The following is a 21020-nucleotide window of genomic DNA, read 5'->3' as shown; positions in this document are numbered from 1 at the left end:
AATCGCGACTCTTCACGGGGAGTTCCCATGTTCTCGCGCGTCTTTCTCGGTCGCCGCTACCGCCGTCGGGTGGTGCGGCCCGTCACCTGGCTGATGACGGCCGTCGTCAGCGCCGGCATCCTCTCCGGCCTCGGCGCACCCGCCGCGGCCGCGGGAGGCACACAGGCACCGCCGGCCGTCAAGGAGTTCGGTGAGACCGTCACCGGCACGCCGCAGGCGGTGAAGCCCCGCCGGGAGAACCCGGTCTCCGACGCCCGCGTCACGAAGCCGGCGACGGTCACCTGGCCCACCGCCGGCGTGGCCGACCTGCCGGTGACGGCCGCCGTCGACACGACGAAGGGCGGCGGCACCGCGCGCGCCGCCGCCGTCGCCCCGGCGAAGGTCGGCGGCATGGCGGTCGGCGTGCGCGCGCCGAAGGCCACCGATCAGCGCTCGGCGCAGAGCGTGCCGGGCACGGTGCGCATGGAGGTGGCGCCGCGCGCCACCTCCACGGCGGTCGGCGTCGACGGCCCGGTCGTCAGCGTGCGGCGCACCGACAGCGCGCGGTCCCCGCAGAAGCTGAGCGTCTCGCTGGGTTACGGCGGGTTCGCCGACGCGTACGGCGGTGACTACGGCGCGCGGCTGCGCCTGGTCAAGCTGCCCGCGTGCGCGTTGACCACGCCGACGAAGGCGCAGTGCGCGGCGGCCGTACCCGTGAAGTCCACCAACGACAGTGCGGCCGACGTCGTCACCGCGGACGTCGACGTGACCGCGGACGCCGCGGTCTTCGCCCTCGCCGCCGGTGACAGCTCGGCCCAGGGCAACTACACGGCCACGAAGCTGGCGCCGTCGTCGAAGTGGAACGTCCAGCCGTCGTCGGGCGCCTTCAACTGGAGCTACCCGCTGCGCCTGCCCCCGACGCCCGGCGGCAACGTGCCGGAGGTCTCGTTCAACTACTCGTCGCAGAGCGTCGACGGGCGTACGTCCGCCACCAACAACCAGGGGTCGTGGGTCGGCGAGGGCTTCAACTACGAGCCCGGCTACATCGAGCGGCGCTACAAGTCGTGCAACGACGACGGGCACGAGACCAGCGCGGACCAGTGCTGGTCGCACGAGAACGCCACCATCATGCTTGGTGGACAGTCCGGCGAGCTGATCAAGGACGCGTCGGCTCGCTGGCGGATGACCACCGACACCGACTGGAAGATCGAGCCGAAGACCGGCGCGACCAACGGCGACAACAACGGTGAGTACTGGCTCGTCACGACGCCGGACGGCCAGCAGCACACCTTCGGGCTCAACCGGCTCGAGGGCTGGACCTCCGGCAAGCCGGAGACCAACGCGGCGTGGACCGTGCCGGTCTTCGGTGACGACAGCGGCGAGCCCTGCTACAACGCCACGTTCGCCAACGCGTCGTGCCAGCAGGCGTGGCGCTGGAACCTGGACTCCACCCGCGACCTGCACGACAACGTCACGTCGTTCTACTACGCGCGGGAGACCAACTACTACGCGCGCAACGGCAAGACCGACGTCAACGGCACCGAGTACCACCGCGGCGGCTACCTCGACCGCATCGAGTACGGCCAGAAGTACGGCGCCGTTCACACGACGCAGGCGCCGGCCCGCGTGCGGTTCTCCGTCGCGGAACGCTGCCTGGTCACCTCGACGTTCGACTGTGCCGAGAACAAGCTCACCGAGGCGAACGCGACGCACTGGCCGGACGTACCCGCGGACCGGATCTGTGCCCCTGGCACGAAGTGCAAGCTCGAGCAGGCGGCGCCGTCGTTCTTCACCCGCAAGCGGCTGACGGCCATCAGCACCGAGATCCGCAAGGGCACCGGCTGGGACCTCGTCGACACCTGGGCGCTCGACCACTGGTTCACGGACAACTCCGACGGATCGAAGACGCTCTGGCTGAACCAGATCCTCCACACCGGACACGTCGGCGACGGCACGGTCGCGTTGCCCGCGATCCAGCTCATCGGTGACCAGTACGACAACCGGATCGACCTGCCGAACGACTCGATCGCGGCCCTGATGCGGTTCCGGGTCACCACCATCTACACCGACTCGGGCTCGCAGATCGACGTCACGTACGCGGACCCGGACTGCTCGGCCGGCAACCTGCCGTCGCCGGGCTCCTCGACGCGGCGCTGCTACCCGGTCAAGTGGACGCCGAACTTCGGCGACCCGGTCGACGACTGGTTCCACAAGTACGTCGTCAAGGAGGTCATCGAGACCGACCGCACCGGTGGCGGGCCCGACATGGTCACCCGCTACGAGTACGTGGGCGGCGCGGCCTGGCGCAAGGGCGACCTCGACGGGTTCAACAAGGCCGAGGACCTCACCTGGAACGACTGGCGCGGCTACCAGACGGTGCGGGTGACCCGCGGCGACGGCCAGACCATGACCACCCGCAGCGACCACACGTTCCTGCGCGGCATGGACGGCAACAAACTGCCCAACGGCTCGAGCCAGTCGGCGTCGGTCACGGACTCCACCGGCACCACGCACACCGACACCGACGAGCTGGCGGGGCAGGAGCTGGAGACGGTCACCTACAACGGTTCGGCGCAGGTCGCCAAGGTGATCACCGTGCCGTGGCTGCACGAGAGCGGCAAGCAGACCAACTCCTGGGGCAGCACCCGGTCGACGTACGTGCGTCCCGGCACCATCCGCAACCTCACCGCGCTCGCCGCCGGCGGGTGGCGGGAGACGAAGACGGTCAACAAGTACGACACCACGCATGGCCGGCTGACCGAGGTCGACGACCTCGGGGACGTAGCCGGCGGCAAGGACGCGGACGACCGCTGCACCCGCACGACGTACGCGGACAACGCCGGCAAGTGGATCTACTCGCTGGCTTCGCGCGTGGAGACCGTCGCCGTCAAGTGCGCCACCGGCCCCAACCGGGCGACCCAGGTCATCACCGACGTCCGGACGTGGTTCGACGGTCAGGCCTACGGTGCGGCGCCGACGATCGGTGACCCGACCCGGACGGAGAAGCTGAAGAGCCACGACGGCACGACGGCCACCTACGTCACCGAGGCGGTGTCCACCTTCGACGGTTACGGCCGGCCGAAGACGGTCGCGGACAACGCCGGCTCGACCACGACGACGACGTACACCGAGACCGACGGTCTGACCACCCGGAAGGAGGAGGTCGGCCCGATGGGGTCGACCTGGAAGGTCACCACGGACTACGCCCAGCACTGGGGCCTGCCCGCGGGGCAGACCGACCTCACGGGCCAGCGCGGCGAGATGGAGTACGACGCGTTGGGGCGCCTGGTCAACGTCTGGCTGCCGGACCGCTCGCGGGCGGCCGGCACGAGCCCCAGCATGAAGTACACGTATCTCCAGCGTGCGGACAAGCCGACCGCGGTGAAGACCGAGAAGGTCAACATCGACGGCTCGTACGTCGCCGAGTGGGAGCTCTACGACGGCTTCCTGCGCCCACGGCAGAAGCAGACCGTGGGGCCGGAGGGCGGCCGGCTCGTCACCGACACGTTCTACACCGCGACCGGTCAGATCGGCCGGACCAACGACGTCTACCACATGGCGGGCACACCGTCGGACGTCCTGCTCGTCTCGGACAACGGCGACGCCAACGGCCAGACCGTCATCGAGTACGACGGCGCGGACCGCGCGGTGGCCGAGGTGTTCCGGGTCTCCGGCGACGAGAAATGGCGCACCACCACCATCTACGGCGGTGACCGGGTCAGCGTCGACCCGCCGACCGGCGGCGTGCCGACCACGACGATCACCGACGGCCGCGGGCAGAAGACGTCGCTGCTGCAGTACACGGGGGCCGGGCCGAGCGGTGCCAGCCACGAGACGAAGTACACGTACACCGCCGCCGGCCAGATGGCGACCCTGACCGACCCGGCCAACAACGTCTGGAAGTGGACGTACGACCAGCGGGGCCGGCAGATCGCCGCGGAGGACCCGGACGCCGGGAAGTCGACGTCCACATACGACGACCTCGACCGGCAGCTCACCGGGACGGATGCCCGGGGCAACCTGATCACGACGACGTACGACAAGATCGGCCGCAAGACGGCGTCGTACCACGGGACCGCCGAGACCGGCACGAAGGTCGCGGGCTGGACCTACGACACCTACTACCGCGGCCAGATGGCCACGTCCCAGCGGATCGTCGAGGGCAAGACCTACGGCGTCGCCTACATCGGACGTGACTATCTCTACCGTCCGACGCGGACACGGTACGTCGTGCCGTCCGTCGCCGGGATGGAGGAGCTGGCCGGCAACTACGAGTTCACGTCGACCTTCAACCGCGACGACACGCTGCAGGGCCAGACCTGGCCGGCGGGCGGCGGCCTGGCGGCCGAGGCGGTCGTCTACGACTACGACGCGATCCGCCGGCCGGTCTCGATGACGAGCGGGATCGGCGGGTACGTCAGCAACGTCAAGTACGCCCAGACCGGCGAGCTGATGCAGTACAGGCTCAGCGACGGCGGCAAGTGGGCGTCGATGACGTACACGTACGAGAAGGGCACGAAGCGGCTGCAGAGCAGCCGGCTGGACCGCCAGGGCGCACCGGTCGTCGACATCGACGCGCGCTACTCGTACGACGCGGCGGGCAACGTCCAGTCGATCGACGACAACCCGGCCGGGGGCACGCGCGACGCGCAGTGCTTCACGCGGGACGGCCTCAACCGGATCACGGACGCCTGGACGAGCGCGAGCACGGCTGTAGACCCGTGCGCCGGCGGCGCATCGACCACAGGCGTCGGCGGCCCGGCGCCGTACCACCACTCGTACACGTACGACGTCACGGGCAGCCGCGACACGGAAACGATCCACGGTGTCAACGGCGGCAGCGACGTGGTGCGCGACTACAGCTACCCGGCCGCGGGCCAGCCGCGGGCGCACGCCCTGGGCAAGATCGTCGAACAGACGAGCGCGGGGCAGCGGCTGTACGAGTACGCGTACGACGCCTCCGGCAACATGACCACCCGCACCCAGGTGGGCGTCACACAGACGCTGAACTGGACGAAGGAGGGCAAGCTCGCGTCGGTGGTGGCGGGCGGCCAGACACAGGCGTCGTTCGAGTACGACGCGGACGGCAACCGCATGCTCCGCAAGGAGCCGAACGCGACGACCCTGTATCTGCCCGGCATGGAGCTGAAGCTCAACAACGCGACACGCGCGGTGGAGGGCACACGGTTCTACTCGTTCGCGGGGCAGACGGTCGCGGTCCGCACGGTCCAGGGCGTGAAGTTCCTGGCGAGTGACCACCAGGGCTCGCAGAGCGCGGTCGTCGACGCGACGACGGGCGCGATCACCCGCCGGCGGATGACGGCGTTCGGCACGGAACGCGGGGCTCCGGCCGGCGCCTGGCCAGGCGACAAGGGCTTCGTCGGCGGCACGATGGACACCACCACCGGGCTGACCCAACTCGGGGCGCGGTTGTACGACCCCGCGATAGGTAGGTTCATATCCGTCGATCCGGTTTTTACCGCTGACGACCCCAGCCAGCTCAATGCGTACCAGTATGGCCGGAACAATCCTGTCACCTGGGCAGACCCGACCGGCCTGAGCATTCCGCCCGAGGACACGGGCCGCATCAAAACTGGCGGTGGTGACACGCCTCCCCCCGACCCCGGTGACGACGAAGGCGGCGAGGGATCGACAGCGACCGGCTACGTCGAGGACCCCGAGCTGGTCAAGGCGCGCGAGGACGCGGAAAAGGCGAAGCAGCGGCTCATCAACGGCGCCAAGATGCTGGGCAAAATCGCTATGGACGAGCTCGGCATCACTGCAGGTCTTGATTGCCTTACGACTGGTGACTTGGGCGCGTGTGGCGAGACGGCACTCAACATAGCCATGACGTTCGCAGGCGGCCTAGCCCTGAAGCTGGCGAAGAAGTACGGCCTGCCGTGGGAATGGGGCAACGCCGCGAGGGTCGCGAAGCTAGTCAAGACTGCCGGTGATGACATCGTTGGCGGTGGTCTAAGCTGGATCAACAAAGTCAAAAGGGTAAGGCAGCTTGAAGAGAGAGCCAAGGGCGCGCTGCAGCAGGCTTCTGAATTGGCATTCAAGGCGGCCGACGATCCCTCGAGCATCTTTATCAAGAACAAGCATCTATCGACTTTCGGGGGCAAGTACGCCAAGTTTGACTCCGCCGACATCTCCGAGGTTCAGACCTGGGTGGCAGAAGGTCTAAGATCGGAGGGGGCTGTGTTCAAAACCAATGGCGATGGCTCCTTCAAGATGGAAGTTGATTTGCAGCGACCAATCGGGACCCGTGGTCAGACCGGCATAAGAATCATGGTGAATGAGGCTGGGAAGGTATTTAACGCGTTCCCGATCAAGATGGGTTGAGGTATGGAGTTTCGCTACGGGAACCTGAATGCGGATGAGCTGCAAGGTGACAGCTCATCGGAGCTCTTGGTCAACCTCGAGGCGGACTTGGAGATCGCTGACGGGGAGCGGGTTATTTACGCGGAGAGAGCCTTTCCGGTTGTCGAACTGGCGCGCGAGTTGGTTTCCTGGATTCAATCACCATCTTATGAAGAGCGAAATGCATTCGAGTTTGTTTCACTTACCTTCCAAGAAACGGGTGTGGTTCGCATCTTGCACACCTCGGGCGGCTGGTCGGTGACTTCCGCCTTTTCACCTGAAGTCTTAAGTGATCCGATGGGTTGGGAGGAAGTCGAGCAAATCGTGCGTCGCTTTGCTGGCGACCTGCGCCGAGATCTGGAACGGCTGGGTGTGGGAGCCTGGCTGATTCCGCCGTCTCTCGGCCCCGGCTGACCTCCCGCCGACGCGGACCTGCTGACCCCCGAGCGCGTCCTCGTGCCGGGATCCGTGATGGGCGGATCCCGGCACGGGCAGCCATCAACGTGTTAATGGCGGCAGGCCCGACAAGGCGTTGCGTGATCGGGATCTGCCTCGTTAATCTGGACGCGCCCCGATGCAGCCGGCCGCTTGCGCCCGTCAGGGTTTGGTGAATGCATCGATGTTCGGCGCCTCTGGTCTGTCCATCGGCGAACGACGCAGTAACGCAAGCGCTGGTCTCTTGGTTCGCCAGGACGTGGAGGATCAGGGATGCGTACATTTCGTGAGGCCAAGGAGATGGCCAAAGCGCTCCGCACCGAGATGCGCGCGGGTAAGGGTGTCGAGCTCACCCACAGTGAGTGTCTCGAGATCGTGGCCAGGGAGTTCGGGTTCGACAACTGGAACGTCCTCGCCGCGCGGATCGAGAAGGAAGGGCGCGGCAGGATCGTGCCGCGGTTTCTGGTCGACGGGCTCGACATCGGCGACCCGCGGCGGGCCACCAGCACCACGATCCCGGTGCTCGCCATCGGCGACGAGAAGAGGGCCCTCAACTACTACTGCGACTTCCTCGGGTTCGCGCTCGACTTCGGGGGCCCCGCGGGTGGGCCCGCCGGCGGGCCGTTCTTCGGGCAGGTCATCCGGGGCGAGACGACCCTCCGGCTGTCCGAGGAGCCCGGCGGCGGCGGCAACGTGACGATCCACATCGGCGACGTCGACGCCGTCCGAGAAGAGTTGAGCAACCGCCGCGGAGGCGTACCAGAGGTCGAAACCATGTTCTGGGGCTATCGCATCCTCGACCTCACCGACCCCTTCGGTAATCGCCTGCAACTCAGTGAGCCGCTCGACGTCGACCAGCGTGCCGCGATGCCGTGCTGGGTGGGGCGTTAACGACCGTCTGGGTGGTTCGGGCCGGCGCAACCCGGCCGGTCCGGGCCGCCGGTGGTGGGAGAATCGAAGCGGACAAAGGGGGTGCGGCCATGTCGATCGACACCGAGCACCGCGCGCACGTCGACACGCACGCGCACATCCACGGCATCGACTGTGGGCACGAGGCCTTCGAGCACATCGGCCACATCGACTATCTCCATGATGGACACCGGCATCACTCGCACGACGGGCACTATGACGAGTGCCAGGCGCCCGACCATCCGCGGTCCGAGAACCATCAGCATCAGCACGGTGACGGGTGCGGGCACGTCGCCCTGCGGCACGACGGGCACGTCGACTATCTCCACGACGGGCACGCGCACAGCAAGCACGGCGACCACTACGAGGAATGCTCGGTCAACGACCACGTCGAGGCCGAGTCACACACCCACATCCACGGCGACGGGTGTGGCCATCCGGCGGTCGACCACGGTGACCACGTCGACTACATCCACGCGGACCACCGGCACGCCGCCCACAGCGGGCACTACGACGAGCACTGACCTTCCAGATAGGCCAGCGCGGCGGCACCGTCAGGAGCGACGAAGAGCAGATCGTCCAGGGGTACGGGGAGGAAGCCCTCCCCGTCCATCCGGCGCAGTTGCAGCGAAAGGCCGTCGTAGAAGCCCGCGATGTTCAGCAGCACCACCGGCTTCGCGTGCAGGCCGTGCTTGCGCAGCTCGAGGATCTCGGTCACCTCGTCCAGCGTGCCGAGGCCACCGGGCAGCACCACGATCGCGTCGACGCGGGCCAGCAGGAGAGCCTTGCGGGTGGCCAGGTCGGGCGCGATGACCAGCTCGTCGGCGTCCGCCCGGGCCACCGACCGCATGAACTCGACCGAGACCCCGACGAGCCGGCCGCCGGACGCGCGTACGCCGTCCGCCACGACCTTCATCAGGCCCGTCTCGGATCCGCCCCAGACCAGGGTGTGGCCGCCCGCACCGATGAGCTTGGCGAACTCGCGCGCCGGCGCGGTGTACCGGTCGTCGAGGTCGGCGGCGGAGAGGAAGACGCAGATCTGCACGTGGCTATTCAACTACGCCAGGACCCGGCAGAGGGTTTCGAGTGCGCCAGCCCACTCCGTGTCCAGCGGCGCCGAATAGTTGATCACCAGCGCGTCCTTCTCCGGCGGGAACGAGCCGTACCGGAACTCCGAGATCCCGCTGATCTCCAGGCCCTGGGCCGCCGCGGCCGCGATGACCGACTGTTCGGTGCCGGGCGGCAGGTCGACGACCGCCTGCAGGCCGGCGGCCAGGCCGCTCACGCGGAAACCCGGGGCGAGCGCCGCCACCAACTGGTCGCGCCGGCGCCGGTACCGCAGCCGCATCGCGCGGACGTGCCGGTCGTAGGAACCCGACGCGATGAACTCCGCGAGCGTCAACTGCTCCAGCGAGCTGGACAGCCAGTCGAGGTAGCCCTTCGCCGCGACGACCTCGGGCACGAGGCTGGCGGGCAGCACCATCCAGGCCAGCCGCATGCCGGGCGCGAGCGACTTGCTGACCGTTCCGAAGTAGACGATCCGGTCCGGGTCGAGGCTCTGCAAGGCCCCTACCGCGGCGCGGTCGTAGCGGAACTCGCCGTCGTAGTCGTCCTCCAGGACCAGCCCGCCCGTCGACCGGGCCCAGTCGAGCACCGCAGCCCGCCGCGCGGGCGGCAGTGCGACCCCGGTCGGGAACTGGTGCGCCGGGGTGATCAGCACCGCGCCGACACCGGGCAGATCGGCCAGATCCGCGACGCGCGCGCCGTCCGCGTCCACCTCGAGCGGTGGCGTACGCAGCCCGCCCTTCTCGAGTTGCTCGCGATAGACGTCGAGACCGTACGACTCGACCGCCACCGCCCGCACCCGCCGCCCCTTGAGCACCTGGGCGATCAGCCCCAGCGCGTGGTGGTAGCCGGAGCAGATCACGATCCGGTCCGGGTCGGCGTAGACCCCGCGGGCGCGCGCCAGATAGTCCGCGAGGGCGGTGCGCAGCTCCACCCGGCCCCGCGCGTCGCCGAGGGCGAACGCCTCGTGCGGGGCAGCGGTGATCGCCCGCCGGGCCGCCGCCAGCCACTCCCTGCGGGGGAACTGCGCCAGGTTGGGGGAGCCGGTCAGGAGGCTGTACGCGGCCCGGTGCTGCGGCCGCGACGCGGTGGGTCCGGCCCGGCGCGGTTTGGTCCGCTGGGCCACCCGCGTTCCCGAGCCCTGCTGCGCGGTCAACCAACCCTCGGCGATCAGCTCCGCGTACGCGTTGGCGACGGTGTTGCGCGCGACACCGAGGTCGACGGCGAGAGACCGCGACGACGGCAGTCGGGAGCCGGGCACCAGTCGCCCCGTGCGCATCGCGTCGCGCAGCGCCTCCGCCAGCCCCGCGCGCAACCGGGGCCCGCCCAGCTCGAGATGCAGGTCGGAGCCCGAAGTGGCCCACGAATCCCCCATGGAAATGGACCATACCTCGGTGCCACCACGGCCATAGCGTTGACCGCGTCACGCCCGGCCGACGAACCGAGAACCCTGAGGAGGCATCGTGAAAACCGCGTTCTTCCGCAGGATCGCCCGTTCCGGGGCGGCGGGCGAGTTCGCCCTGACGACCGTCCTGCTGTTCATCGCCGTGACGGTTGTCCGGTGGCTGCGCGACCCCGGTTCCCCCGCCTTCATCCCCGACCTGAACCTCGCGCTGGTCGTCATCGGCGCGGTCAGCGGGGCGGTGCTCACCGGGTTGATCCTGACCCCGTTGGGCCGGCGCACCGGGGGCCACATGAATCCCGCTGTCACCGTCGCTCTCTGGCTGATGAACGCGTTCCCGCGACGGAAGGTGCTGCCGTACGCGCTGGCCCAACTGGCCGGATCGGTCGCGGGGGCGGGGCTGGCCTGGCTCGCGTGGGGAAACGCGGTCTCCTTCCCGCTGGTCGACCACGGCGCCATCAGGCCCGCGCCGACCTGGTCGGCCGACACCGTTTTCGCGGCCGAGGTCGTCGGGATGGCCGCCGTCATCTTCGTCGTCGGACTACTCGTCCACGGTGGACACATGCGGCTCGTGCCGTACGCGATCGGACTGTCCGTCGGCCTGGTGATCGCGATTCTGGGCCCGCTCAGCGGCGGCTCGATCAACCCGGCCCGGCAGCTCGGCCCGGCGGTGTTCGCCGGACGAAGCACGGACCTCTGGGTCTATCTGATCGCCCAGATCCTGGGCTCGGCGCTCGGCGCCTGGCTCTACCACCTGCTGCCGAGCGGGCCGAAGCGCAACCGAACACAGAGGAGTGAGACCAGTGAATATCGTCATCGCCGGCGCCACCGGAGTGGTCGGACGGCTACTCGTACCCATGTTGCTGGAAGCGGGTCATCAGGTGACCGGGCTGTCCCGGTCGGCCACGGGGGCCGACCGCGTGCGGCGGCAGGGAGCGTCGGCCGTCCAGGCTGACGTCCTCGACCGGGACGGCCTGCTGGCCGCCCTGCGGGACACCCGGCCCGACGCCGTGATCCACCAGCTCACCGACCTGGCCGACGCGGACGGCGCGGCCACCGACCGGCTGCGCCGGGAGGGGACCCGCAACCTCGTGGCGGCGGCCCGCGCGGCCGGCGCGACGCGGATCGTCGCCCAGTCGGTCGGATTCGCCTACGAGCCGGGGGAGAAGCCGGCCGACGAGACCACCCCGCTGGACGTCACGGCGCCGGCGGCCCGCGGCGCGCTGGTTGCCGGCGTGCAGGCCCTGGAGTCCGCGGCGTCCGAGATGAACACCGCGGTGCTGCTGCGCTACGGCATCCTGTACGGCCCCGGCACCTGGTACGCACCCGGCGGGGCCGCGACCGCCGCGCTCGCGGGCGACGCGAACGCCCGCTTCATCGGCTACGTCGTGCCGGACTCGTCGGTGACGTCCTTCCTGCACGTGGCCGACGCCGCTCGCGCCGCCATCGCCGCCCTCGACTGGCCGGCCGGCCCGGTGAACGTCGCAGACGACGACCCGGCCGAGGGCCGCGAGTGGGTGCCTGTCCTGGCGGAGGCGCTCGGTGTGGCCCCGCCGAAGGCCGCGTCCGGCCACGTGCCCTGGGCGCGCGGCGTGTCCAACGACCTGGCCCGCTCGCGCGGCTGGCAGCCGTCGTACGCGACCTGGCGGACCGGCTTCGCCAGCCAGATGGCCGACGCCTGAACGGGAAACGGACCACCATCGTGACGAACTCGACCGTCGACGTGCTGGACGAGTTCCTGGACCGACTGGCCGAACAGGACGGGACGGCCGGGCACCTACGCGGTGAGTGAGGCGTTCCGGAGTTGACGAACGGGTGGCGGAGGCCCGCCTCCGCCACCCGCGACGGTCAGGCGGCTCGCGGTCGCACGGTGAGCCGGTGAACCACTGACATCGCGCCCACCCCGACCAGGCCCACGACCGGGGCCAGGACGAACGCCGCCCGTGGGCTGCTCGCCGCCAGCGGACCGGCCAGCGCCGCGCCGCTGGCGCTGCCGACGGTGAAGGCGGTCACGATCCAGGCGAACGCCTCGACCACGGTGCCGGTCGGCGCCAGCCGGTCGGTGGTGAGGAAGACCGCGGTCAGCACCGGCGGCAGTGCGACCCCGCTGATCGCCACCAGCACCACCATCGCGCCGACCCCGGGCAGGATCAGCAGCGGCAGGTAGCCGACCGTGAAACAGAGCATCAGCAACGGCAGTCGACCCGTGCCGCCCGGCCGCACCCGCGTCCAGGCGAGCCCGCCGGCCAGTGCGCCGACGGCCTGGGCGGCGAGCAGCCAGCCGCTGAGGCCGCGGTCGCCGGCCGCCTCCGCGTACCCGGTGATGGCGACCGGCAGGCTGCCCACGGCCGCGCCCGCGCAGACGACGCCGGCGATCAGCACCACGAACCGCGGCACCCGCAGCGGGCCGGCCCAGTGGCGCTTGGCCGGCACGCCGCGCCAGACCCGGACCGGGCGCGACAGCGCGAAGACGGCGACGCCGGTGAGTTGGCAGGCGGCCGCCGCGATCAGGCCCGCCGACGGACCCCCGATCGCGACGGCGCTCAGCGTCACCAGCGGCCCGACCACGAAGATCACTTCCTGCAGGGCGATATCCAGGGTGTACGCGGACGCGACGGCGGGCGGCGGCACCAGCGACGGCCACAGCGCCCGCAGGCAGGCCTCCAGCGGCGGCGTACCCAGGCCGGCCAGGGCCGCGCCGACCACCGTGATCCCGAGGTCCCCGCCGCCGGCCGCGACGGTCAGGAAGCCGACCGCGGACAGCGTCGACGAGCCCCAGAGCACCGGCGGCTGGCGCCAGCGGTCGACGGCGCGGGCCAGCACGGGCGAGCTGACGGCCATGCCGGCGGTGTAGACGGCGACGACCAGGCCGGCCAGCGCGAGGCTGACGTGCTCACGGGCGAAGAGCAGCAGGGCCAGCGGTCCGGCGGCCAGGGGTAGGCGACCGACCTGGTTGGCGGAGAGCAGCGTGGGTACGCGCGGGGCGCGCAGGACGGCCCCGATGCCGAGCGGGCGTTCGTCGGTGGCGAGGGTGGAAGTGGACATAGGACATCGCTCCCCGATGTCGAGGGTGGGCAGGGACGCGGGAGTGGGCCCGCGTCTCAGGGAGCGAAGTCGCCGCGCTTGTGGTCGTCGCCGTAGAGCGGGAGCGGCGGAGTGATCCAGCGTGCGAAGGCGGCCGCGGAGATCACGCTGAGCACTCTACCGGGCCGGGGCGGCCAGTGGGAGATGTCACTGCGCCCGTACGCCACGATCGGTCCCCGGAAATGATGCCGCAGCATTGCGTGTTCGTACCTGTGTCGATCAAGTCTCGGGAAAGGTCCGCGCGTGTTCCGGTCGATGATGAAGTCCAAGATCCACCGGGCTACGGTCACCCAGGCCGACCTGCACTATGTGGGCTCGGTCACGATCAGCGCCGACCTGATGGAGGCCGCCGACCTTCTGCCCGGCGAGCGGGTCGACGTGCTCGACATCGACAACGGCAACCGCCTGACGACGTACGTGATCGAGGGGCCGCGCGATTCCGGCGTCATCGGCATCAACGGCGCGGCCGCGCGGCTGATCAGCCCCGGAGACAAGGTCATCCTGGTCGCGTACGCGTGGGTGCCGGACGCCGAGGCCCGCGAGCTCGCGCCGCACGTGGTGTTCGTCGACGAGCACAACGCGATCGTCACGACCGGCGCCGACCCGGCCGAGGTGCCCGACGGCTACAGCCTCGTCCCCGGCGACCAGCTGGCCGTCTGACCGGCGACCGGCCGCGCGACGCGGTTCGCGGGCAGCGCGCGACGCAGGTCACGGCGGGACGAGATGCCGAGCTTGGCGTAGACGTTGCCCAGGTGCCACTCCACGGTGCGCGGGCTGAGGAAGAGCTGCGCCGCGATCTCCGGGTTCGTGGCGCCGTCCCGGGCCAGCTCCGCGATCTGGATCTCCTGTCGCGTGAGATCGGTGGCGGTGTCGGTGGTTCGCTTGCGGACCACCTCGCCGGTCGCGAGCAGCTCGCGCCGGGCGCGTTCCGCGAACCCCTCGGCGCCCATCCGGTCGAACATCTCGAACGCCTGCCCCAGCGCCGCGCGGGCGTCCCGGCGGCGGTTCTCGCGGCGTAGCCACTCGCCGCGCAGCAGGTGGGCCCGGGCCAGGTGCAGCGCGACCCGGGTACGGCCCAGCCGGTCGACGGCCTCGCGGTAGTGGGCCTCGGCCGTGCCACCCTCGCTCAGCAGCGCGGCCGCGGTGGCCCGCACGCCGAGCGCCCAGTCGGTGCCGCTGGCCAGCGTCCGCTCGTCCAGGGCACGCATCGCCGTCTCCGCGGCCGTCCGGTGGCTGGTCCGGACCGCGGCCTCCACCAGCTCGACGAGCGCCCAGGCGTAGAACCCGAGATCCTCGTACCGGCATGCCCGGTGGGCGGCGTCCATCGCCTCCTCGTACCGGCCGAGGCCGTTGCACAGCAACGCGGTCGCGTAGTCGGCCAGGCCGAGCGCCCGCCCCTCACCGCGGGCGACCGCGTCCCGCCCGCCGGCCTCGATGACCGCCGTCGCCTCCGCCTCCTGGCCGCGCCAGGCGAGCAGGACGAGCGCGGTGTAGCGCAGCGGTGCGCTGCCGATCGCCGCCGAGACCGTCGTCGACTCGTCGATCAGCCGCGCCGCCTCGGCCAGCTCGCCCGCGTGCATGTGCAGGCAGGCCCGGTAGCTCAACGCCATCGGGAGCACGGTGAGCGCGCCGCTGTCCCGGGCCAGGTCGACCGCCCGGGTCGACAGGTCGTGCCACATGTCGTCGTCCCAGATCTCCGCGGCGAGCGGCTCGGGCGTCACCGGACAGACGAGCCAGAGCCAGCGCAGCGGCGCCTCGTCCGCGCCTGTTCCGAACGCCCGCAGCGCCCGGCGCAGCGGCTCCACGCCGCGGGCGTAGCCGTCCGTGAACCGGGTCGCGAGGCCGTCGAGGAGGGCGTCGGTCGCCGGGTCGGGGTGGGGCCGGACCGGCGCGGCCCGAGCGGCCAGGCTCGTCTCGCGGGGGCCGGGACCGTGACCGAGGCGGCCGGCGTAGACGGCCGCGCCGGTCGCTTCCAAGAAGGTCTCGCGGGCGAGGTCCGGGTCGAGCGGTGCGAGGCGATTGGCGGCGTCGAGGAGCCGAGCGGGTGCGTCACCGCCCCGCCGGGCGGCGAACGTCACCCGGACCCGCAGGCGCTCGAGCCGGGCCCGGGCAACGGCGTCGAGCGGCCCGACCTCCGCCGTCGCGAGCAGGGTGTGCACGGCGTCGCCGCCGCCGGCGTCGAATTTCGCCTGTGCCGCGGTCAGCGCCCGCAGCGCGCGGCGACCCGGGTCGGGCGTGAGTGCGACCGCGCGCTCCAACAGGGCGGCCGCGGCCGCGGCGCCACCCCGGGCCTCGGCACGGTCGGCGGAGTCCACCAACTCGCCGGCGACCCGCTCGTCGGGTCGCGCGGCGGCCAGCGCCCGGTGCCAGGCGCGCCTGTCGGGGTCCGCCCGGGCGTCGGTGGCGCCCGCGAGCGCCTGATGCGCGGCCCGTCGGTCACCGGCCGAAGCGCCCTGGTAGATCGCGGATCGGACGAGGGGATGGCTGAACCGGACATGAGCCCCGAGGTCGACCAGACCGGCCGATTCGGCCGCGGCGGCGGCGTCGTCCGGGATCTCCTGCGCCGCCGCGGCCCGCCAGAGCAGCGCGACGTCCCCGGTCGGCTCGGCGGCCGCCGTCAGCAGCAGCCGGCGCGTCGGCTCCGGCAGTGCCGCATAGCGTCGCTCGTAGCCGCGCTCGATCCGGCCGGCGATCGGCCGGTCGGGCGGCGACGGGAAGCCGCCGTCCAGACCCGGCAACTCGCGCAGCGCGAGCGGGTTGCCCTGCGTCTCGGCGACGATCCGGTTCCGCACCCGCGCGTCGAGCTTGCCGTGCACCACGGTGGCCAGCAGCGCGTGGGCGTCCGGCTCGCCGAGTCCCGACACCGTCAGGGCGGGCAGGCCGGTCAGGTCGCTGTCGTCGGCCCCGGCCCGTTCGGCGACGACCAGGGCGACGCCCTCGGCCCGCAGCCGGCGGGCCACGAAGGCCAGTGTCCACACCGACGACCGGTCGAGCCACTGCGCGTCGTCGACGAGGGCGAGCACCGGTCGGCGGGCGACACCGCCGGCCAGCAGGGTCAGCACGGCCAGGCCGACGAGGAACCGGTCGGGCGGGCGACCCGTGGACAGGCCGAAGGCGACGCCCAGCGCATCGCGCTGCGGTGCCGGCAGCCGATCCAGGCGGTCGAGCAGTTGCGCGCATAGCTGGTGCAGGCCCGCGAACGGAAGCTCCATTTCGGACTCGGTGCCGTCGGCGCGGAGCACCACCGAGCCGGCCGCGCGGTCGGCGGCGTAGTCGAGCAGCGCGGTCTTGCCCACGCCGGCCTCGCCGCGCAGGACGAGCGTGCCGCTTCGCCCCTGGCGCGCATCGGTCAACAGCCGGTCGAGGGCAGCGCGCTCGGTGGCTCGGCCGAGCAGGGTTTGGGCGATTTGGGGCATTTGAGCCCAGTGTACGCCCCGGGGCTGCGGCACCCCGGGGGTTTCTACGGGGGCGACGGGCGCGCGGCCGCACGAGGGTTGGTGCAACGCCGCGCTCGCGAAGCGGGCGCCCGACCGAAGGAGACGACCATGAGCACCGTCACCACCAAGGACGGGGTCGAGATCTACTACAAGGACTGGGGCGAGGGCCCCGCCGTGACGTTCTCGCACGGCTGGCCGCTGAACGCCGACGCCTGGGACGGGCAGATGCACTTCCTCGTCCGCAACGGCTTCCGCGTCGTCGCGCACGACCGGCGCGGCCACGGCCGGTCGAGCCAGGTCGCCTGGGGCAACGACATGGACGGCTACGCCGACGACCTCGCGGCCGTCATCGAGGCGCTCGACCTCGACGGCGTCACGACGGTCGGCCACTCCACCGGCGGCGGCGAGGTCGCGCGCTACCTGACGCGACACGGCACGGGGCGGGTCGCCAAGGCGGTGCTGATGTCCGCGGTGCCGCCGGTGATGCTGCAGTCGGAGACCAACCCGGAGGGGTTGCCGCGCGAGGTGTTCGACGGACTGCGGAGATCGCTGGTCAACGACCGGTCCCAGTTCTACCGCGACCTGGCGGTCCAGTTCTACGGCGCCAACCGCGACGGGGCCGACGTGTCGCAGGGGATCCTGGACCAGTTCTGGCTCTGGAGCATGCAGTCCGGCCTGATCAACGCGTACGACAGCATCAAGGCCTTCTCCGAGACCGACTTCACGGACGAGTTGCCGAGGATCGACGTGCCGACGCTGGTCATGCACGGTGAGGACGACCAGATCGTGCCGGTCAAGGACTCGGCCCGGCGCACGGCGCGGCTGATCCCGGGGGCGGAGGAGATCTACTACCCGGGGGCCCCGCACGGGCTCACGGCCACGATGCAGGACCGGGTGAACGAGGATCTGCTGGCGTTCCTGCGCCGGTAGGGGCGATGGATGACCGGGGCGCGCGGTCCGCGCGCCCCCGGTCGCCAGGCGGCTCACTGCATGGCGGTCGCGGGTGGATGGTCGAAGGACGCGGGGCAGCGGAAGATCTGCAGCGCGTAGCCGCGGCCGATGACGACGTCCGCGGGGTTGGCCGACGTGCCGGGTGGGTCCTCGATCGGCCGCCAGCTCTCGCCCTCCGTCGACCACTCACCGCAGTCGACGGTCAACAGCAACGTCATCGCGGTGCCGCAGTCGGCGCAGTCCATCGGCTCCGGGTCCGACAGCGACCAGTTGGCGAAGCCGCCCACCTTCCAGCCCGGCGCCAGCGACAGCTCGAAGTCGTAGCGGTCGTCGTCGTCCCACGCGGTGATGCGCGCGTCGAGGTCGTCGGGCAGCAGGCCGCCGTACTGGTACTCGCGCACCTGCTCCGGATGCACCACACAGGGCACCGGTAGGTATTCGTCGTGCGCCACCGGCGGCTCTGGGACGCTGTCGAGCGTCGTCGTGACGTCGGGACTGCTTCGCCAGTAGAGGCCTACGCGCGGGTTGTAGTCCTCGTCCTCGTGGGGAAGCGGGCACCACAACAGCTGCAGCAGGTCGGCGCCGTCGGGGCCGGCGAAGTCGGGGACGTCGCGGCGGTAGAGCTGCGCCACCGGGACGTACGGGATCGGTTGGCGCATCAGGTCGCGTGCGGCGGACGGTATGGGTGTGCCGAGGTCGAAGGTCGCGTGGTCGGCGGCGTGGCACACCGGCCAGGGTTCGTCGGCCGGCCAGAGCAGCGGCCCGCCGACCGAGCTGTCGGCGACCGTCGGTCGGCCGGGGCGCGGGTGCAGGCGCGTCGCGGTGGTCGTGTGGTCGCGTAGCTCCGGGAAGAGCGCGGCGATGTCGACCGGGCGCGGCGGCGTGGTGCGGGTCATGGCGCACGATGGTACGGGGAGCGCCGGCGTGCGACGCTCCCCGTGCGACACCTACGGTTTGCGCGCGACCCCGCCGTACGCGTCGGTGTCTTCGATCTCGCCCTCCGCGTGCCATTCGGTGATCCGCACCAGGCCCGGCTCGACGAGGTCGAGCCCGGCGAAGACGGAGGCGAGGTCGTCCACCGGGCGCAGGTGGTAGGCCGCACCGCCGCTCTCGACGAGCCGCTCCGCGCCCGCGACGGCGGTCGGGTTGTCGACGCTGTCCCAGAAGACCAGGTAGCTGCCGGGTGCGGTCGCGGAGACGACCCGGTCGACGAGGGACCGGACGACGGCGATGTCGGGCTCGTAGCCCATGACGCCCATGAACATCACCGCGACCGGCTGGCTGAGGTCGAGGGTCTCGGCCGCCGCGGCCAGGATCTTCTCGGGCTCGTAGTAGTCGGCCTGCAGGTAGGTGACCTGGCCGTCGGAGCCGGCCTCGCCCAGCAGGGCCCGGGCGTGCACGAGCACCAGCGGGTCCTTGTCGACGTAGACGATGCGCGTCTCGGGCGCGATATCCTGCGCGATCTGGTGGGTGTTCTGCATGGTGGGCAGGCCGGTGCCGATGTCCAGGAACTGGCGGACGCCCCGCTCGGCGGCCAGAAACCGCACCACGCGGGCGAGGAACTGCCGGGACTGGCTGGCCATGAGCCGGATCTCCGGATAGACGCCGGCGACGGCGTCGCCGGCCGCGCGGTCGGCGGGGTAGTTGTCGACCCCACCCATCCAGTAGTTCCAGATGCGGGCGGCGTGCGGGATGTCCGTCTGGAGCTGCGCCTCGAGGTCGGAATCCGAAATGGTCATACACCCACTCCTATGCTCGGCTGGGCCCGATCGTAGCCGTCAGCGGACCAGCCGGTCGCCGAGGAAATCGGCGATCGCCGCGCGGGCGGCCTTGGCCTGCGCGGGAAGCATGCCCGGCATGCTGAGGAAGGCGTGACCGGCGCCGGGATGCTCGGTGACGGTCGCGGGTGTGCCGGCCTCCTGGAGGCGTCGCGCGAACACGCGGCCGTGGTCGGCGAGCGGGTCGAGGATCGGGATCACGACGAGGGCCGGCGGGAGTCCACTGAGGTCGTCGGCGTAGAGCGGTGACACCGTACGCGGATCGGTGCCCTCGGGCGCGGCCAGGCGGCGGAACAGCTCCATCTGCGCGACGGTGAGGGTCGGGCTGGCGCCGTGCTGGCTCATCGACGGGTAGTCCAGCGCCGTGTCCGTAAGGTCGACGCAGGGGTTGACCAGCACCTGCGCGCGGATGTCCAGTTCGGACTCGCGGGCGCGTACGGCGGCCAGGGCCGTGACCACGGCGCCGGCGCTCTCGCCGAAGACCGCGACCCGCGCGGGATCGACGCCCCAGCGTCCGGCGTCGCCCACCACCTCGCGCAGCACGTCCCAGCCGTCGTCGACGGCCGCCGACAGCGGCATGCCCGCCGCGACGAGCCGGTGCTCGACCGAGACGACGACCGCGGACAGGCGGCCGGCGAGGTGGCTGTTGATCCAGTCGCTCTGGACGGCGGTGCCGACGAACCCGCCGCCGTGCACGTGCAGCACGAGCGGGAGCGCGGCCGTGCCGGCGCGGGCCGGAGACGGCCGGTAGACGCGGACGCGCAGCGTGCGGTCGGACAGGCGCAGGTCCTGCCAGGCGATCGTGGTGCCGCGGTTCGGGAAACCCGTGACCACGCGCATCAGCGGGGACGAGCGACGGCGGTTCTCGGCGTCGCGGAAGGCGTTCAGGTCCTCGGCGGGCATGGCCAGCCAGTCGGGCTCCTTGCGGACCGCGTGCAGGAGGCGGATGGCCAGTGGTGGCTGTCGCGTACCGGCGGTGGGGGTCATGTGCTCCTCCTCTAGGTTTCGCTACTGGAGGTATCGATACCGAAGGTAGCACAATTGGATAGGGTGTGACCATGGCGCAAGCGACGAGATCCCCGGGGCGGCCGCGGGCCAGCCTGGACGCGACCGTGTTCGCGGCGACGCTGCGGACGATCGACGACCTGGGCTACACGCACGCGACCGTGGACCGGATCGCCGCCGCGGCGGGGGTGGCGAAGACGACGCTCTACCGGCGGTGGCCGTCGAAGGGCGCGTTGATCGCCGCCTGCCTGCTGGACGCGTTCGGGCCGGTGCCGCTGCGGGGGAGCAGCCGGGAGGAGATCCTGGCCTCCGCGATCCGCTGGGGCGCGGCGAAGATCGGCGAGCCGGGCGTGGGCGCGGCCTTCGCGGGCGTGTTCACCGACGCGATCAGCGACCCGGCGCTGCGCGAGATCCTGGCGACGCGCTTCCAAGAGCCGTACCGGCTGGCGCTCAAGGAGGCGCTGGACCTGCCGTCACAACGGGTGCTGCTGTTCATCGACATCATCGTCGGCACACTGCTGCACCGGATGGGCATGACCGGCGCCCCGATGGCCGACGACGACGTCGAGGCCCTGGTCGACATGGTCCTGCGCGTACTCCGCTGACGGGCGG

At 71.2% G+C, this 21020-nt stretch carries 16 protein-coding genes; 9 read left to right on the top strand and 7 right to left on the bottom strand.

Annotated features, from left to right (window positions below; genetic code table 11):
• Window positions 1-27 precede the first annotated feature (27 nt).
• From Asi02nite_RS14450 to Asi02nite_RS14435, 4 genes are all read left to right on the top strand, one after another.
• Window positions 28-6324 (top strand): RHS repeat domain-containing protein, encoded by a 6297-nt coding sequence (locus Asi02nite_RS14450; RefSeq protein WP_203713273.1) that lies wholly within the window; start codon window positions 28-30, stop codon window positions 6322-6324.
• 3 nt (window positions 6325-6327) lie between these two features.
• The gene (locus Asi02nite_RS14445; RefSeq protein WP_203713272.1) at window positions 6328-6756 is read left to right on the top strand and encodes a DUF7878 domain-containing protein; all 429 of its coding nucleotides are present in this window, start codon (window positions 6328-6330) and stop codon (window positions 6754-6756) included.
• Between the two features lie 294 nt (window positions 6757-7050).
• On the top strand, window positions 7051-7668 hold the full coding sequence (locus tag Asi02nite_RS14440; RefSeq protein WP_203713271.1) for a glyoxalase superfamily protein: 618 nt from the start codon (window positions 7051-7053) through the stop codon (window positions 7666-7668).
• Between the two features lie 89 nt (window positions 7669-7757).
• Entirely contained in the window at window positions 7758-8210 is a 453-nt protein-coding gene (locus Asi02nite_RS14435; protein WP_203713270.1) for a hypothetical protein, read from the top strand.
• On the opposite strand, the gene Asi02nite_RS14430 is transcribed toward Asi02nite_RS14435, so the two are convergent.
• A complete protein-coding gene (locus Asi02nite_RS14430; protein WP_203713269.1) occupies window positions 8195-8731 on the bottom strand; it encodes an LOG family protein in 537 nt (178 codons plus the stop codon). The two genes, Asi02nite_RS14435 and Asi02nite_RS14430, sit on opposite strands and share 16 nt — an antisense overlap.
• Before the next feature lie 12 nt (window positions 8732-8743).
• Window positions 8744-10126, bottom strand: coding sequence for a MocR-like pyridoxine biosynthesis transcription factor PdxR (gene pdxR, locus Asi02nite_RS14425; protein WP_203713268.1), 1383 nt, complete (start codon window positions 10124-10126; stop codon window positions 8744-8746).
• 88 nt (window positions 10127-10214) lie between these two features.
• Here pdxR and Asi02nite_RS14420 point away from each other — a divergent pair, with 88 nt between their 5' ends.
• Together Asi02nite_RS14420 and Asi02nite_RS14415 are read left to right on the top strand one after the other, a co-directional pair.
• Complete coding sequence (locus Asi02nite_RS14420) at window positions 10215-11108, top strand: MIP/aquaporin family protein (protein ID WP_203713266.1); 894 nt, start codon at window positions 10215-10217, stop codon at window positions 11106-11108.
• A complete protein-coding gene (locus Asi02nite_RS14415; RefSeq protein ID WP_239126715.1) occupies window positions 11011-11835 on the top strand; it encodes an NAD-dependent epimerase/dehydratase family protein in 825 nt (274 codons plus the stop codon). The genes Asi02nite_RS14420 and Asi02nite_RS14415 overlap by 98 nt, the downstream gene beginning before the upstream one ends.
• A gap of 166 nt (window positions 11836-12001) precedes the next feature.
• Here Asi02nite_RS14415 and Asi02nite_RS14410 read toward each other — a convergent pair whose 3' ends face one another.
• Window positions 12002-13198 carry an MFS transporter gene (locus tag Asi02nite_RS14410; RefSeq protein WP_203713264.1) on the bottom strand — a complete coding sequence of 399 codons (1197 nt, stop codon included), beginning with the start codon at window positions 13196-13198 and terminating at the stop codon, window positions 12002-12004.
• A 282-nt stretch (window positions 13199-13480) separates the two neighbouring features.
• Here Asi02nite_RS14410 and panD point away from each other — a divergent pair, with 282 nt between their 5' ends.
• Window positions 13481-13897, top strand: coding sequence for an aspartate 1-decarboxylase (gene panD / locus Asi02nite_RS14405; RefSeq protein ID WP_203713262.1), 417 nt, complete (start codon window positions 13481-13483; stop codon window positions 13895-13897).
• Here the strand turns inward: panD and Asi02nite_RS14400 are convergent.
• The gene (locus Asi02nite_RS14400) at window positions 13861-16653 is read right to left on the bottom strand and encodes a helix-turn-helix transcriptional regulator (protein WP_203713260.1); all 2793 of its coding nucleotides are present in this window, start codon (window positions 16651-16653) and stop codon (window positions 13861-13863) included. The two genes, panD and Asi02nite_RS14400, sit on opposite strands and share 37 nt — an antisense overlap.
• Before the next feature lie 129 nt (window positions 16654-16782).
• On the opposite strand from Asi02nite_RS14400, the gene Asi02nite_RS14395 reads away from it, so the two are divergent.
• Window positions 16783-17604 (top strand): alpha/beta fold hydrolase, encoded by an 822-nt coding sequence (locus Asi02nite_RS14395; RefSeq protein ID WP_203713258.1) that lies wholly within the window; start codon window positions 16783-16785, stop codon window positions 17602-17604.
• 53 nt (window positions 17605-17657) lie between these two features.
• On the opposite strand, the gene Asi02nite_RS14390 is transcribed toward Asi02nite_RS14395, so the two are convergent.
• From Asi02nite_RS14390 to Asi02nite_RS14380, 3 genes are read right to left on the bottom strand one after another with little or no spacing between them, the layout of a single operon-like run.
• Window positions 17658-18521, bottom strand: a complete 864-nt coding sequence (locus Asi02nite_RS14390) for a YwqG family protein (RefSeq protein WP_203713256.1) — start codon at window positions 18519-18521, stop codon at window positions 17658-17660.
• Window positions 18522-18572: 51 nt separating this feature from the next.
• Window positions 18573-19364, bottom strand: a complete 792-nt coding sequence (locus Asi02nite_RS14385) for an SAM-dependent methyltransferase (protein ID WP_203713254.1) — start codon at window positions 19362-19364, stop codon at window positions 18573-18575.
• 39 nt (window positions 19365-19403) lie between these two features.
• Window positions 19404-20390, bottom strand: coding sequence for an alpha/beta hydrolase (locus Asi02nite_RS14380; protein WP_203713253.1), 987 nt, complete (start codon window positions 20388-20390; stop codon window positions 19404-19406).
• A 71-nt stretch (window positions 20391-20461) separates the two neighbouring features.
• Between Asi02nite_RS14380 and Asi02nite_RS14375 the strand changes: the two genes are divergently transcribed.
• Complete coding sequence (locus Asi02nite_RS14375) at window positions 20462-21013, top strand: TetR/AcrR family transcriptional regulator (protein ID WP_239126714.1); 552 nt, start codon at window positions 20462-20464, stop codon at window positions 21011-21013.
• Window positions 21014-21020: the final 7 nt, after the last annotated feature.

The organism is Asanoa siamensis (assembly GCF_016862555.1).
Lineage (GTDB): Bacteria > Actinomycetota > Actinomycetes > Mycobacteriales > Micromonosporaceae > Asanoa > Asanoa siamensis.
This window is presented reverse-complemented; position numbering and strand designations above follow the sequence as displayed.